Source organism: Pseudomonas sp. MF5691 (genome assembly GCF_016405645.1).
Classification (GTDB): domain Bacteria; phylum Pseudomonadota; class Gammaproteobacteria; order Pseudomonadales; family Pseudomonadaceae; genus Aquipseudomonas; species Aquipseudomonas shahriarae.
This window is the reverse complement of sequence record NZ_JAEKDC010000003.1, coordinates 438,887-454,636: the sequence shown is the minus strand read 5'-3', so window position 1 is coordinate 454,636 and position 15,750 is coordinate 438,887. Positions and strand designations below refer to the sequence as shown.

At 60.6% G+C, this 15,750-nt stretch carries 12 protein-coding genes; 6 read left to right on the top strand and 6 right to left on the bottom strand.

All coding sequences use genetic code 11. The features are described from left to right. The first annotated feature begins 18 nt into the window (after nt 1-18). The 4 genes from JFT44_RS07305 to JFT44_RS07290 all read left to right on the top strand — a co-directional run bounded on the left by JFT44_RS07305 (nt 19) and on the right by JFT44_RS07290 (nt 5,586). On the top strand, nt 19-2,928 hold the full coding sequence (locus JFT44_RS07305) for an aminotransferase (RefSeq protein ID WP_198830470.1): 2,910 nt from the start codon (nt 19-21) through the stop codon (nt 2,926-2,928). Between the two features lie 211 nt (nt 2,929-3,139). Further along, nucleotides 3,140-4,018: an N-carbamoylputrescine amidase gene (gene aguB / locus JFT44_RS07300; RefSeq protein ID WP_057437091.1), complete on the top strand. Its 879-nt coding sequence runs from the start codon at nt 3,140-3,142 to the stop codon at nt 4,016-4,018. 5 nt (nt 4,019-4,023) lie between these two features. Continuing rightward, complete coding sequence (gene aguA / locus JFT44_RS07295) at nt 4,024-5,142, top strand: agmatine deiminase (RefSeq protein WP_198830469.1); 1,119 nt, start codon at nt 4,024-4,026, stop codon at nt 5,140-5,142. Nucleotides 5,143-5,373: 231 nt separating this feature from the next. Beyond that, a complete protein-coding gene (locus JFT44_RS07290) occupies nt 5,374-5,586 on the top strand; it encodes a hypothetical protein (protein ID WP_057958013.1) in 213 nt (70 codons plus the stop codon). 186 nt (nt 5,587-5,772) lie between these two features. Here JFT44_RS07290 and JFT44_RS07285 read toward each other — a convergent pair whose 3' ends face one another. Next, nucleotides 5,773-7,845: a TonB-dependent siderophore receptor gene (locus JFT44_RS07285; protein ID WP_057958016.1), complete on the bottom strand. Its 2,073-nt coding sequence runs from the start codon at nt 7,843-7,845 to the stop codon at nt 5,773-5,775. A gap of 459 nt (nt 7,846-8,304) precedes the next feature. On the opposite strand from JFT44_RS07285, the gene JFT44_RS07280 reads away from it, so the two are divergent. Beyond that, on the top strand, nt 8,305-9,621 hold the full coding sequence (locus tag JFT44_RS07280) for an OprD family porin (protein WP_169959961.1): 1,317 nt from the start codon (nt 8,305-8,307) through the stop codon (nt 9,619-9,621). A 75-nt stretch (nt 9,622-9,696) separates the two neighbouring features. Here JFT44_RS07280 and JFT44_RS07275 read toward each other — a convergent pair whose 3' ends face one another. The 4 genes from JFT44_RS07275 to JFT44_RS07260 form a co-directional block, all read right to left on the bottom strand. Then, nucleotides 9,697-11,262, bottom strand: a complete 1,566-nt coding sequence (locus JFT44_RS07275; RefSeq protein WP_057958018.1) for a M48 family metallopeptidase — start codon at nt 11,260-11,262, stop codon at nt 9,697-9,699. 12 nt (nt 11,263-11,274) lie between these two features. Beyond that, entirely contained in the window at nt 11,275-11,640 is a 366-nt protein-coding gene (locus JFT44_RS07270) for a hypothetical protein (protein ID WP_057437096.1), read from the bottom strand. Between the two features lie 37 nt (nt 11,641-11,677). Further along, nucleotides 11,678-13,024 (bottom strand): CHASE2 domain-containing protein, encoded by a 1,347-nt coding sequence (locus JFT44_RS07265; RefSeq protein WP_169959959.1) that lies wholly within the window; start codon nt 13,022-13,024, stop codon nt 11,678-11,680. Between the two features lie 136 nt (nt 13,025-13,160). Then, entirely contained in the window at nt 13,161-14,039 is an 879-nt protein-coding gene (locus tag JFT44_RS07260) for an EamA family transporter (RefSeq protein ID WP_169989232.1), read from the bottom strand. Between the two features lie 119 nt (nt 14,040-14,158). Between JFT44_RS07260 and JFT44_RS07255 the strand changes: the two genes are divergently transcribed. Then, nucleotides 14,159-14,956, top strand: a complete 798-nt coding sequence (locus tag JFT44_RS07255; RefSeq protein ID WP_057437098.1) for a helix-turn-helix domain-containing protein — start codon at nt 14,159-14,161, stop codon at nt 14,954-14,956. 43 nt (nt 14,957-14,999) lie between these two features. On the opposite strand, the gene JFT44_RS07250 is transcribed toward JFT44_RS07255, so the two are convergent. Then, nucleotides 15,000-15,290, bottom strand: coding sequence for a DUF3077 domain-containing protein (locus JFT44_RS07250; RefSeq protein WP_057437100.1), 291 nt, complete (start codon nt 15,288-15,290; stop codon nt 15,000-15,002). Nucleotides 15,291-15,750: the final 460 nt, after the last annotated feature.

Genomic DNA, 15,750 nt, shown 5'->3' with positions numbered 1-15,750 from the left:
AAAACCAGGGGCCGTCACATGTTGCTCGATACATTGATCCACCGCGCCAGTTTGCCGTGCCCTCAAGTCGGGCCGGAGCAAGCCTTGCAGATGCTTGAGCAACATTACGGCCTCAGTGGCACGCTGCAGTCCCTGGGCAGCCAGCAAGACCTCAATTACCGGGTCGACAGTGACCGGGGCCGCTTCGTCCTGAAAATCTGCCGTGGCGAGTATGCCGCCGTCGAGCTGCACGCCCAGCACGCCGCCCTGGCGCACCTGCAGGCGCATGCGGCGGTTCGGGTGCCCACGGTCATCAGTACCCTTGATGGCGAGCAACTGCTGAGCCTGACGGTCGCCGGGCAGGCGGTGCACCTGCGGTTGCTGGACTATATCGACGGCCAGCCGCTGACCCACCTGCCGCACCTGGGCCGTGAGCTGATCGCCGGGTTTGGCCAGCTGTGCGGGCAGATGAGCCGGGCGTTGGCCGGCTTCGCCCATGGGGGCCTGGAGCGCACCCTGCAGTGGGACCCGCGCCACGCCCTGGAACTGATCCGTCATTTACTCTCGACACTCGACAACCTGCCCCAGCGTGCGGCCCTGGAACAGGTCGCCGCCCAGGTCGAGCAGCGCCTGCGCCCCCTGGCCGAGCAATTGCCGTGGCAGGCGGTGCATATGGATATCACCGATGACAACGTGGTGTGGCAGCGGGATGCCGAGCGGCATTGGCAGGTGCAGGGCGTTATCGACTTCGGTGATTTGGTGCATACCTGGCGGATTGCCGACCTGTCGGTGACCTGCGCCGCTTTACTGCACCACGCTGACGGCGACCCGTTTGCGATCCTGCCGGCGATCCAGGCCTGTCACGCGTTGACCCCTTTGCAACCCCAGGAATTGCAGGCGTTGTGGCCGCTGATTGTGGCCCGTGCGGCGGTTCTAGTCCTGAGCAGCGAACAGCAGCAGCGCCTGGACCCAGATAACTCTTACCTGTTGAAGAATGCCGAGCACGAGTGGGAAATTTTCCACGTTGCCACCTCGGTGCCGTTTGAATTGATGGAGGCGGCGATCCAGGCGGGCGTCGGTGCAACCCCCAAACCAGTGGCCGGCGAAGGTTTTGCCCCGCTGCTGCCGGGCCTGGTGGGGCGCGAGTTCGCGCTGATCGACCTGGGTGTACTCAGTGAGCATTTCGAAGCCGGAAACTGGGAAACCCCTGGCATCGATCAACATCTATTGCAGCAGGCTGCAACGGTCCACGGCTTGGCGGCCAGTCGTTATGGTCAGTATCGCTTGTCCCGCACGCGCCCGGACTGCGCGAGCGAACCGCACACGTTCGCCCTGCACGTCGAACTGTATGTGCCCCAGGGCAGCGTCGTAGAGGCGCCGTTCGCCGGCATCCTGCGCTGCACCGCCGATGGCGTATTAAGTCTGCATAGCGCTCAACTGAATGTACGGCTACAGGGCCTGAAAAATGCCTTGCAACCCGGTGCCGCGGTGCTCAAAGGACAGGTCCTGGGGGAGGCGTGCGGGGCATTGACCGTGCAACTGTGCCGGGTTGACCTTGATCCGCCATTGTTCTGCACGCCGTCCCGCGCTGCGGCCTGGCAGGCGTTGTGCCCATCGCCGGCGACGCTGCTGGGCCTGGCCTGTGACGCCGAGCCGGAGTTGGATCCAGAAGCCTTGCTGGCCCGGCGCGACGCCAGCTTCGCCCGCTCGCAGAAGCACTATTACGTCGACCCGCCGCGCATCGAGCGTGGCTGGCGCAATCATCTGATCGACATGCAGGGCCGCTCGTACCTGGACATGCTCAACAATGTCGCGGTACTGGGCCACGGCCATCCGCGCATGGCCCAGGTGGCGGCGCGGCAGTGGTCGCTGCTCAACACCAACTCACGCTTTCATTACGCCGCAATTGCCGAGTTTTCCGAGCGTCTGCTGGCGCTGGCGCCCGAGTCCATGGACCGCGTGTTCCTGGTCAACAGTGGCACCGAAGCCAACGACCTGGCGATCCGCCTGGCCTGGGCCTACAGCGGCGGGCGCGACATGCTCAGTGTGCTGGAGGCCTATCACGGCTGGTCGGTGGCGGCCGATGCGGTGTCCACCTCGATCGCCGACAACCCCCAGGCCCTGAGCAGCCGGCCCGACTGGGTGCACCCCGTGACCGCGCCCAATACCTATCGCGGCGAATTCCGTGGCCCGGACACTGCGCCGGATTACGTGCGCAGCGTTGAGCACAACCTGGCGAAAATCGCCGCCAGCCAGCGCCAGTTGGCGGGCTTTATCTGCGAGCCGGTGTATGGCAATGCCGGTGGCATCGCCCTGCCACCGGGCTATTTGCAGCAGGTGTATGCCCTGGTGCGCGCCCAGGGTGGTGTGTGTATCGCCGATGAAGTGCAGGTCGGCTATGGGCGCATGGGCCATTTCTTCTGGGGCTTTGAAGAGCAGGGCGTGGTGCCGGACATCATCACCATGGCCAAGGGCATGGGTAACGGCCAGCCCCTCGGTGCGGTGATTACCCGCCGGGAAATCGCCGAAGCGCTGGAGGCCGAAGGGTACTTCTTCTCGTCCTCCGGCGGCAGCCCGGTCAGTTGCCAGATTGGTCTGGCGGTGCTGGATGTGATGGAGCAAGAAAAGCTCTGGGAAAACGCCCAGGTGGTCGGCGGGCACTTCAAGGCGCGGCTCGAGGCGCTGATCGAGCGCCATCCGCTGGTGGGGGCGGTGCATGGCTCGGGCTTTTATCTGGGGCTGGAGTTGGTGCGGGACCGGCAGACTCTGGAGCCGGCGACGCAAGAAACCGCCAAGCTGTGTGATCGCTTGCGTGAGCTGGGGATTTTTATGCAGCCGACCGGGGACTATTTGAACATCCTCAAGATCAAGCCGCCGATGGTCACGTCTAAACGCAGTGTGGATTTCTTTGTCGACATGTTGTCGAAGGTGCTGGATGAAGGGTTGTAACCCCCTTCAATAAATTGAAATGCTCCCACAGTTGATTGGGGTTTCACTTTTAAAGCCGATTGTTATCGGTAATATTTTGAGTTTTTTAGATAGTCGGATGTTTGCGCGCTTTAAAAGCCGATTTTTATCCGCTATAAAGTCGCGCAGCATTCCCCTTTCTGTCATCGGCCCTGGTTATCCTGGCCGCTGACCACCGCCCAGGAGATGATTCATGAGCCGTATCGTTACCGTCGCCGCTACCCAGATGGCTTGTTCCTGGGACCTTGAAGCCAATATCGAGACCGCTGAAAAGCTGGTCCGTGAGGCCGCCGCCAAAGGCGCGCAGATCATCCTGATCCAGGAACTGTTCGAAAGCCCGTACTTCTGCCAGAAGCCGAACCCGGACTATCTGCAACTGGCGACCTCGGTTGACGACAACGTGGCCATCAAGCACTTCCAGAAAATCGCCAAGGAACTGCAAGTGGTGCTGCCGATCAGCTTCTTCGAACTGGCTGGCCGTGCGCGTTTCAACAGCATCGCGATCATCGACGCCGACGGCTCCAACCTCGGGATTTATCGTAAAAGCCACATCCCGGATGGCCCTGGCTACCACGAAAAGTACTACTTCAACCCGGGCGATACCGGCTTCAAAGTGTGGAACACCCGCTACGCGAAGATCGGCGTGGGCATCTGCTGGGACCAGTGGTTCCCGGAATGCGCCCGCAGCATGGCGCTGCAAGGTGCAGAGATCCTGTTCTACCCGACCGCCATCGGCAGCGAGCCACACGACAAGACCATTTCGTCCCGCGACCACTGGCAGCGCGTGCAACAAGGCCATGCCGGCGCCAACCTGATGCCGCTGATCGCCAGTAACCGCATCGGCAACGAAGAGCAGGACGGCTACGACATTACCTTCTACGGCTCGTCGTTCATTGCCAACCAGTTCGGCGAAAAAGTCGAAGAGCTCAACGAAACCGCAGAAGGCATCCTGGTGCACAGTTTCGACCTCGATGAGCTGGAGCACATCCGCAGCGCGTGGGGCTCGTTCCGTGATCGCCGGCCGAACCTGTACGGCGCGCTCAAGACCCTCGACGGTTCCCTGGAGTCCTGATCGCCATGACCACTTTGCACTGCACGCCTCGCGCTGACGGCTTTTATATGCCAGCCGAGTGGGCGCCCCAGACCCAGGCCTGGATGATCTGGCCCGAGCGTCCCGACAACTGGCGCCTGGGCGGCAAGCCGGCGCAGGCGGCCCATGCGGCAGTGGCCAAGGCCATTGCGCGTTTTGAACCGGTGACGGTTGCGGTCTCCGCCGGCCAGTACGAAAACGCCCGGGCGCGCCTGGATGTGCCGAATATCCGAGTGGTGGAGATGTCCAGCGACGATGCGTGGGTACGCGACAGCGGGCCGACCTTCGTGATCAATGACCAGGGCGAAGTGCGTGGCGTGAACTGGGATTTCAACGCCTGGGGCGGGTTTGACGGTGGCTTGTATGCGCCGTGGAACCGCGATTCCCAGGTGGGCGGCAAGATCCTTGAGATCGAGCGCAGCCCGCGTTATCGCACCGAAGGTTTTGTGCTGGAGGGCGGCTCGATCCACGTTGATGGTGAAGGCACGCTGATCACCACCGAGGAATGCCTGCTTAATCGTAATCGCAACCCGCACCTGGGCCGCGAAGAGATCGAAGCGGTCCTCAGCGCCAACCTGGCTGTGGATAAGATCATCTGGCTGCCCGACGGTCTGTTCAACGACGAAACCGACGGCCATGTGGATAACTTCTGCTGCTACGTGCGCCCGGGCGAAGTATTGCTGGCCTGGACCGACGACCCGCAAGACCCGAACTATGCACGCTGCCATGCCGCCATGGACGTGCTGCAAAACAGCACAGACGCCAAGGGCCGCGCGTTTATCGTACATAAAATGCCGATCCCGGGGCCGTTGTACGCCACTGAGGAAGAGTGCGCCGGTGTTGATCCGGTGGACGGTTCCCAGGAGCGTAATCCGACCGTGCGTTTGGCTGGTTCCTACGTCAACTTTCTGATCGTCAACGGCGGCATCATCGCGCCGAGTTTTGATGACCCGCTGGACAGCCGCGCCGAGGAAATCCTTCAGGGTCTGTTCCCGCAACATGAAGTGGTGATGGTGCCAGGTCGTGAACTGTTACTGGGGGGCGGCAATATCCACTGTCTGACCCAACAACAGCCCGCGCCGCACAAAAACCGAGTGCACTTGTAACAGGCGATTTCGCCGTACGACGGCTGATCGTCAGCCACTGCACTGGGCAATAACAGCAAGCCCACGGCCCATTGGGGCCGTGGGCTTTTTTGTGTGTGCAAGCCCGTAAATCGGGCTTATTGGCATAGCTCTTGTATCGGCGTTGTGACAGTGATCGGGGTTTGTGACTGCACAGTTCTGTCATAAACCTTGAGTAAGTTAGCCGCTCAAGCAGTAGGAGAGAGCGCTGAAATGAACGCCGATATCAACCTGGTCTATACACGCGCGCCCCACCCCCTGGCAGTTCGGGGCGAAGCGATTCACGCGCTGGCACTCTGGTTGAAGGAAAACGGCTCGCGCCGGATCCGGCAGGCTGATCCACGCAGGGTGATGAGTGAGCGCTACCCGCTGGGGTTGTTCAGTGAGGATGAGGTGCAAGTGCTATGCGAATTGATCCGCAACTGACTGCCACTGATCTGCAAGTGTGGGAGCGGGCTTGCCCTAATGCCAGTCAGTTAAGCGCAGATCCCCTGTGGGAGCGGGCTTGCTCGCGAAAGCAGTGGGTCAGTCAACATCAATGTTGGCTGGGCCGACGTCTTCGCGGCGATGCGGCGATCCGACAAGCCCGCTCCCCCATGAGCCGCATGTGGCTTAGAAGTTGTACGTCCCCGTTACCACCAGGCTGCGCGGCTCACCAAACTGGATCTGGTTGGCGCTGGTCGCCGACGCGTAGTACGTCTTGTCGCTGATGTTATTGAGCGCCGCCTTCACATCCCAGTCCTTGTGCCGGAACCCGGCCAGGGCGTCCCAGCGGCCATAGCCCGGCAACACCACGGTGTTGGCGTTATCGGCATAACGATCACCCACCAGGGTCAGGCCGGTTTCGGCGTACCAGCCCATTTCCGGTTTCCAGGTAACGAACAGGCTGGCGTTGCGCTTGGCCACGTCGCTGATGCGTTTGCCTTCAAAGCTATTGTTGTCTTTCACCACCTTGGCATCCTGTACGCCGATGCCGCCGCGTACATACCAGTTGCCGGCGATTTTGCCGGTGGTGGTCAGCTCGATACCACGGGAACGCTGGAGGCCGCTGAGCAGGGTGATCAGTGGTTTCTCCGGGTCGCGGGTGCGGCGGTTGTAGAGTTCCAGTTCATACACGGCGAGGGTGGTGCTCAAGCGGTCGTCGAACCAGTCGCTCTTGACCCCGATTTCCTTTTGCTTGGTCAGCTCGGGGCTCAGGTCATTGGTATTGTCCTTCGCATTCGGGGTGATGCCGATCAGGCCGCCGCCGGTGGGGGAAAACGTCTTGCTCCACGACGCGTAGAACGAATGGTTCTCCACTGGCGTCCACACCACGCCCAGCCGTGGGCTAGTGTTGTGGCTGTCGACCTTTTTGCCCAGGTTGATGATTTTATTGGTGGTGTCCACTTCAAAACGGTCGTAGCGCAAACCTGCGAGCAACTGCCACTGATCGTTCAGGCGCAGTTGGTCCTGCACATACAGGCCTTGGCTTTCGACCTCGGTGTGGTTGTTACTCGAGATCGTCATCGGCCCGGTATGGCTCAGGTGGCGGTTGGGGTGGTTCAGATCGAGGCCGGGCACTGTGGCCGTTACCGCGCTGTACAACTTCGGATCACGGCGCTGGCTGCCCAGCTCCACGCCGGTCAGCAGGCGGTGTTCCAGGCCAAAGGTATTGAAGCCACCTTCGAGTTCGACGTTATTGAATACGTTGCGCGTCGTCAGGTCTTGCTGCCAGCGCTGGCGCGCGACGGTGTTGGTCTTGGGGTCGTAGCCGTTCAGGTAGGTATTGTCGAAGTCACTGTCGAGCTTGAACACGCCCAGGGTGTGGCGCAGTTGCCAGCTGTCGTTGAGTTCATAGGCGAGCTTGGAGCGCAGGGACTGGGTGGTGTCGTCGATATAGTCCCGTGGGTCGCCGTAGGTGGTGTCGCGGCTCACATCGGCCGGGCGCCCGCGCACGCCGGGGATGCCACGGTCCGGGGTGCGGTCGTAGCGGCTGTATTCGTATTGCACCAGCCAGTTCAGTTGCGGGGTCAGTTGCCAGCTTATCGACGGCGCGAACAGTTTGCGGTTGCCGCTGATGCCGTCGCGGAAGCTGTCGGTGTCCTCGTTGCCCATGTTCAGGCGCAGGCTGATGTTCTCGGTCGGGTCAGCGCTCAAGTCGGTGTACAGACTGCGCAGCCCGTTCGTGCCGCCCTGGGCCTCGAGGCTGGAAGCACGCCCGGCCTGGGGCATTTTGCTGACGCGGTTGACGATCCCGCCCTGGCCACCACGGCCGTACAACACGGCGGCGGGGCCCTTGAGCACGTCGATGCGTTCGATGTTGTGCAGGTCGCGCACGTACTGGCTGTCGTCGCGAATGCCATCGAGGTAGAAGTCGTTGCTGGCTTCGAAGCCACGGATGCGCAAACTGTCGAAGCGCGTGTCGGCGCCGCTGCTGACGTTGGGGATGCCACTCAGGGCCTGGCCCAGGTCGTTGGTGCCGTAGGCGCGCAGGTTCTCGGTCTTTACCGAGTCGATCGCCTGGGGCACGTAGCGCACCGGCGTGCTTGTGCGCGTGGCGGTGTTGGTGTCTTTGACGCGCGGGTCGTCCTCGTCAGCTTCGGCGCTGATGGAGGTGGCGGGCAGTGTGGTCGCGGCGCAGGCAAATCCGGCGCACAGCAGTGCGGAAAGCCCAAGGGTTATGGGCGTCAGGCGAGAGGCAGGCATCGAGGGGCGCATCCGTAAGAAGGAGGAAGAAAGCGCGCGAATGATAATGCTTGCTATTTGCGCGCGTTAATCATTCCTCGACCTTCCGCGAAAACAAATGTTTCAAGATGTGTTTTTTATGGAATTTTACGCCGCAGGGGAAAATGCGTTACCCACCAGCGGCTTATTCAGGCGATGAATTGGCCGAGCGTATATATCGCGTAAATAATGGCTAAATAATATCGCTTAGACTTTTTTTGCCTAAATACAGACGATTCACGAAATTGACATGCGGCTGAGGGCGCGGATAGGATTCGCCTCAACGCCTGTGGCTAACCGCCATGACTTCCCTATAAAAAAGGCCCGCGGCATATTCGGTCGTCCGCGGGCCTTTTTTTATCCGGGGAAAATTGATACCAAAAAAGCCAAATGGAGCCAGGTGTCACAGCGCGTACTCAACCAGTAATAAGGAATAAGAAAATGTTGAATAAACGGATGGGTCTGATTGCTCTGGGGATTTTGAGCGCTACTCAGGCAATGGCAAACGACCAGGAGCAATCCAAAGGCTTCGTGGAAGACAGCCACCTGAACATCGCGGCGCGTAATGCGTATATCAGCCGCGATTACAAAAACCGCAAGCAAGACAAAGCTGAATGGGGCCAAGGCTTTATCGGTAAGTTTGAGTCCGGCTTCACCCAAGGCACCGTCGGTGTGGGTGTGGACGTGATCGGCCAATACGCTATTCGCCTGGATGGTGGCCAAGGCCGCGCTGGTGCTGGCGGTATCGACTTCTTCAAGCAAGGCAACGGCACTGTTGATGCCAACGGCAAGCCAAACCCTGGTCCGGCACCACACGACCTGGCCAAAGGCGGCGCTGCCGTTAAGTTCCGTGTGTCCAACACTGTGCTCAAGTACGGTGATCAGTTCCCGGCCGTACCTGTATTGCAGTACGACAACTCGCGTCTGTTGTCGGAAACCTACACCGGTACTTCGATTGTTTCCAAAGAGATCGCTGGCCTGCAACTTGATGCTGGTCACTTCACCAAGGAAGCTCGCAAGAGCATGGAAGGCACCGACAGCGGCGGCCTGAAGAGCATCGACTACATCGGTGGTAGCTACAAATTCACCGAAAGCCTGTCGGCCGCGCTGTACGCTTCCGACATGCAAGACGTGCTGAAGAAGCAATACATCAACGTCAACTACGTGCTGGCCTTGCCACAAGAGCAGTCGCTGACTTTTGACTTCAACGGCTACAAAACCAAGCTGGACAAGAGCTTCGCTCTGGAAAACCAGAAGAACGAAGACGCCCGCGACAACAAGATCTGGAGCCTGGGCGCTACGTGGGCCGTTGGCGCGCATAGCTTCACTGTCGCTCACCAGCGCAGCACCGGTGACACTGGCTATCTGTACGGTGGCTACCGCAACGCTGGCGGTATCGGCGACGGCGGCAACACCATCCTGTTGGCCAACTCCTACTGGTCTGACTTCAACGCTAAAGACGAGCGTTCCTGGCAGGTTGGTTACGGTCTGGACTTCAGCGCCTTCGGCGTACCGGGCCTGACCTATAACGTCGCTTACGTGCGTGGCACCAACATTGACGACGGTACCAACCGTGGCGATGGTTCCGAGCGTGAAATCTTCAACCAGTTCAAGTACGTCGTACAAGCTGGTCCAGCCAAGGACCTGAGCCTGCGCGCTCGTGCATCCTGGTTGCGCGTTTCCAACAACGCCAGCGAATACAACGTTGGTGGTAACGAAATCCGTCTGTTCGCCGACTACCCGATCAACGTGTTCTAAGATCGTGCGTCGTGCCTGATACCAGGCAATAAAAAACCCCGACGTGTCGGGGTTTTTTTATGGCTGCCTGAAACCTTACGCCTTGACCTGCGCCAACTTCTGGCAGTTGGCCTTGCGTGTCGGGTACTGCCCGCATTTGCGCAGTACGCTTTGCACCTGTTGGGTGTTCTGCAGTTGCTGATTGGCCAGCAGCTTCTCGGTGATAAACAACTCTTCCGAACCCAAGTGGCGCTCGGCTGTGTCGATCATGGCCAGCGCGGCCTTGCCATCGCCGCGCTTGAGGTAGTAGCTGATCATCAAGTCATAGGTCGAAGGCCCGGCCAGGGACCAGTCCTTGATCGCCTGCAATTGCTGGAGCGCCTCGGCGTTTTTGCCCTGGGCCAGGCGCACGGCGTAGGCGGTGCGGCGGATGTTTGGCTGGTCCTTGACCGGTGAACTCAAGGCGCGCCGGATAAACGCATCGGCTTCGGGCACCTTGTTTTTTGCCAGGGCAGCGGTGGCGGCGTAGGCGTCCTTGTAACCCTGCATGGCCTTGGCCACAGGGGCGGCGTCACGCACCTTCGGCCAGTTCGTGGTGTTGACCCGGGCGCGGCGCTCCTTGCGGTACTCGCGTTGCAGGTACTGGCGCAGCTCGGTGTCACGGTCGATGGCGGACATGTGGGAGCGGTTGAAGTAATCGGTGGTGGCGGTGATGGTATTGGTCAGGCCGTCCTTGACCAGCACGTCCAGCTCCTTGGTAAAGCGGTCGAGGTTGAACTGCTGCAATGAGTCTTGCATCGCATCCTTGCGGGCGGTGAGAAAACCCGTCAGCAATGGTTTCTGCTTGCCCTGGAAATCATTCAGGCGCTCCAGGCTGTGGGTGGCCGCACGGGGCGCGTAGCCGGCCCGGATCATCAGGTCGGTGCCGAGCAGGTCGGCCTGGTCTTCCTGGCTGCGGCCCCACGCAGTGCTCCACACGTTGTCGGAAAAGCTGTTGGCCAGCGAGGTATACAACACGGTATTGCCGATGGTTTTTTGCGTGCCGGCCGGGTCCTTGCTGAACAGTTTCATGGTGCCCGAACTGCGGTCCACCCCGGTGTTGGCCGCCACGGTTGCCAGGGCCACAGTGGACGCCACGGTGGTGAACATATCCTTCTGCTGCTGGAAGGCGGCGGCGCGGTCATGGTGATGCAGCAGCACATGGCTCATTTCATGGCCGAGCATGGCGGCGATTTCGTCTTCGCTGCCGACGTTTTCCAGCATGCCCAGGGGCACGAAGATGTTGCCGTACGGGTCCGCCGACGGCCCGAAGCTGTAGCTGTCGGTGATCTTCACCTGCAACAGCGGCAACTGCCCCGGCCAGCCCTTGGACAGGCGCGTGACGATGCCCTGCAAGTACACCTGCAGCATCGGGATATCCACCAGGTTCTGCTGGCGCGCCTCGGCGGCAGGTACGGTGCGCCCGTCGTAGCTCAAGCGCTGCTGGCCCGCGCGCTGCGGGTCGAGCCTGTAGTACTGGCGCACGTCGGCGTTATCCACATAGTGGCCTTCGACGCGCGACTGCGTCGATGGCCCCACCAGGTTCATAAACGCCTGGTCTGCCCCCTTCAAGGTGGCGCAGCCGCTGAGCAATGCACTGGCCAGCAATAGATATCCCTTCACCGCGATACTCCCTTATTGATTGCAGCCGGCACCGTAGCCGAGGGTGGACTTGTTGTTACTGTCCTTGGCCAGGCTTTGGGGCATGAGCTGGCACGGCAGCTCGGTGACGTGGAAGGGCGGCTCGATGCGCAGGTCCCCGGTATCCAGCCAGACTTTCTGCCCAGCCAGCTCCACCTGGACCAGTTCCAGTTCCTTGTTGAGTTTCAACACCTGAACGGGTTGCTTGGGGGTGTCTTTGCGGGCGATTTCCCGCTGCAGCTTGCCCTGCTCGTCCACCACCTCCACCGGGTCGGCCAGGAACTCCTTGATGACGTGGGTTTCGGCCAGTACACCCTGGCTGTAGAGCGCGGCGAGTAACACGATGAGGATTCTGTTCATCCTTGGTTTCCTTGAGTGAGACGACATGGCGGCACCCTCAGCGGCCACGGTCGAAGAAAGCTTCGATCCGCTCGCTGAACAGCGCCAATGACAGCAAAACAATACCCAGCACGTTGACCAGGGTGATGTGGTTCAGATACAGCACCCAGCACACCGCCAGCAGTACCAGCATCACCAGCCCCCACGACGGGTAGGGTGTGGTGAAGAAGCGGGTTTCTTGATCCCGCCAGCGAGTCCAGGTTTGCAAACCGGCCAGGCGCCGTGCATGCAGGGCCTTGAGCACGATAATCAGCGCCAGCAGCCCAAGCTCCAGGACGTCTACCCAGTGCAGGTTCAACCTCGGGAAATTGGCCGGCTCGCGGTCGTAATCCATGCCCTTGTCGATCAGGTTGTCCAAAGCCATGGCATGCAGGTACACCCCGGGGATCAGCCCATGCACGGGCGACTGCACCAGGTCGCCGGTGGAGGTGATACTGGCCCCGACCATCACCAGTCGGTCGCGCAGCAACCCGGCCACCAACGCCTGGTCTTCCGGCGAGCTGACCTCCAGGTCGCTGGCCGACAGGGTCAGGCTATACGGGCAACGGGCCTGGGCGGAGTCGTCGAGTTTCCAGAACACCGCCTGGAACAATTGCGCCACCCCATCCAGCACAAAGTTGCGCGGTGGTGCGCAGTGCCGGATATCCGCGATCTGCGCCTGCTGCGGCGCCAGCTTCAAGCCCCACTGCACGGCGATCGGCTGTAGCTGTGCAGCGGCTTCAGCATCCCGCGGCAGTTGGTCGGCACACGGCTGGCCCTTGCAGAACTGGCGGTACAGCGCCAGGGCCGGGGTTTCCATTACCCCCAGCGCGGTCGGCATCGCCAAGGGGTACTTGTCGTCCACACCGTCCCAGACCACCAGCCCTGGCTGGCTGAACGCGGCAAATTGCTCAAGGGTATTGGCCTGCCCATTCTCGCCCCGTGTCACCCCGGTGTTGGCCAGCAGCAACGGAATGCCCCGGCGCTGATAGCGCTCGAACACATTCGCCAACAACTGGCTGCCCCGCGTCGGGTCGCCCAGGGAGTGATCGTGGCTGTACAGCAAATCCACAAACACCGCCTTGGGCTTGTAGGCCAGCAAGCGCTTGAACAACTTGCTCTGCTCGCTATACGGCATCGGCCATGACGTGTTGTTGCGCATCAGGTAGGCGTCGTCGATCAACACCACGGTGATATGTTGCTGGCCGGTGCTCGGGTAATTGCTGGAGAACATCCGGTTGAGCCACTGGGCGGATGCCTTGTCACTGGAACTGGCCAGGCCGAAGGGGTCGAGCACCGCCAGCAACACGATAAAAAACGCGAGCAAATAGCGACGACGATTAAAAAGCGGCGGGTTCTTCGACATCCATGTCTCGATAAAAAACGGCGGGTGCTGTTGGGGGCAGGGTTCCCGCAGCGAATGCATGGGTTTTAAAGGACGGGGAGGGGGGTGTCAATTAGAAATATGGCTAAGTGCTATCTTGCGCGCGTCGCCCTTGGCATCAAGCGGCAGATGACGTCCTCGCTGGGCGCCATTTCACTAGCCCCACTGCCAAGGCCGACAAAATCAGCGCAATCGAGATTCCCTCGTTGAGATCGACCCGATGCCCCAGCAACAGCATGGAGCCGGTGACGCCAAACACCGGGATCAGCAACGACAACGGCGCCACTTTGGAGACCGGGTACTCGCGCAGCAGCAGGTTCCAGCCCCAGTAACAAAAGTGCGTGGCCGCGTACACCTGGAACAACAGCGAGAACACCGTCAGCCACTCCATATGGGTGACCAGCGCAGTGAACGGCGCCGATCCATGGGCCAACCACGTCAGCAGCAGCAACGGCAGCGGCGGGAACAGACTGGCCCACACCACAAAGGCAAACATCTCGCGCACTTTTGATTGCTTGATGATGACGTTGCCCACACTCCAACTGAACGCACTTACCAGCAGCAGGCCATAACCCAGGGTTGTCGCCTCGCCCGGACTGCTGGCGATAATACCGACCAGTCCTACAGCCGCCAGCCCCACCCCGAGGATCTGGCCGACGCTCAGTTGCTCGCGAAACAACAACACCCCCCAACCCAGGGTAAAAAACGCACTGAACTGGATCAACAAGGCTGCCGTACCTGGCGGTACACCCCATTCAATCCCCAGGTTGATCAAGGCCCACATTGCCACCCCGAAAATCAGCCCGTAGGCCACCAACCACTTCATGGCAATGGCCGGGCGCCGCACAAAAAACACCCACGGCAACGCCGCCAACGTAAAGCGCAGCGCAGTCAGCAACAGCGGATCAACCCCCGCCAGCCCCAACTTGGTAATCGGAAAATTCAGCCCCCAGACAGCCGTCACCAACACGGCCAGGGCCAGATGCTTCTTTTGCATGGTGTTCTGATTCCACAAAGCAGCGCCGGCACCTGTGTGCGCCAGCCAAGGCGCAACTATGCGCAATAGGCGCGATGGCTCGCTTGCACTATCAGGTCATAAATCATTAAATTCGGGCCATGCGCCAAACTGACATCGACCCCTACGAAAACACCCCCCGCGACGCCGTGGTCACCGCCAACGACTATGCCGATGGCCAGCACTTTGCGGTGCATACCCATCGCCGCGGGCAATTCGCCTACGCCGCCTGCGGCGTGATCACCGTCTTCACCCAACAGGGCAACTGGGTGGTGCCACCCCACCGCGCCATCTGGGTCCCGGCGGGCGTACCCCACGAAATGAGCATGAGCGGCCCGGTGACCATGCTCAACACCTACATCCGCCCCCACGCCGCAACCCGCCTGAACCTGCCCGCGCAGTGCCAGGTGTTCGGCGTATCGACGCTGCTGCGCGAACTGCTGACCCGCGCCATCGACATACCGGCGCTGTACGAAAAGGACCACCTGCACGGCCGCCTGATGACCCTGCTGCTCGACGAAATAGCCGACATGCGCCCCCTGTCACTCAACGCCCCACTCCCCAACGACCCCCGGCTGGCCCCCATCTGTCGTCACCTGCTGGAACAGCCATCACTGGAAACCAGCATCGACGACATGACCCAGCGCCTCGGCATGAGCCGCCGCACCTTCACCCGCTTGTTTCGCCAGCAGACGGGCATCAGCTTTGTGGAATGGCGCCAGCAAGCCTGCCTGTTGGCGGCGGTGGTCAGGTTGGGGAACGGGGAGTCGGTGACGCGGGTGGCGATTGATTTGGGGTATAGCAGCTCGAGTGCGTTTACGAGTGTTTTCAGGCGGGTGTTGGGGGAGGTGCCTAGTCGGTATTTTGCGAAGGATTCGGTTGCTTGGGCTCAGGCCTAATGAGCATTTAGGCGCCCGACGCACAGCATCGGGCGCGAACGGCTTACTGCGGCTCAGGCCCCTCGGGCTGCATGGCCAGGAGCACATCGTCGAGGATCGCTTTACCCATCTCGCCCAGGTAGTGCGAAGAAAACGCATACTTTTCCCCGTCTACATCCATGGCGGCATCGAGCGAGAGAACATTGGCGTAGTAGAGCAGGTGGGAGGCGTGTTCAAGGGCTTCCTGGAAGGGAATGCCGGCATTGACGCGGAAGACCTTCATATCGTGTTTGCTTTCGCCACAGTCTGCGAAGGTTACGGCACCGAGGGTGGTTGCTGGGGGTGAGGTGTTCATTGCTGGCCTCCGGATAGTGGAAGTCGGCAAATGCTACCCAAGGAGCGAATGGTTTCAGGCGGTATTTCGTACGGCATAGCTAACTCCCTTTGCATGAACAAAAAGAGCTGCCCCAGACGTTTCCAAGCGAAAGGTGGCAGCTGTACGCGGGCTGGAAACCGAGGCAAAAGGAACCCGGCAGGCACAAGGCCTCCCACGTACAGCCGCCAAAAAGCACAAACAACAGGCATAAAAAAAGCGCCTGCTGATTGATTGACGACGCTGTAGCGTCCTTAAGCATCGGGTTTCCAGGCCCGGTCACTGATGAGCAGCGACGGGGAGGAGGTTAGCGCGATGGCTTATGGGCTGCAACTTACAGGGTGTGGGATTTTTCTGGTGGAGCAGTTCTCCGGAATATCGGCGGTTCTGAGGCCCAATTCCCAGAAACAACAAAGCCCCCACAAATCTGTGGAGGCTTCAT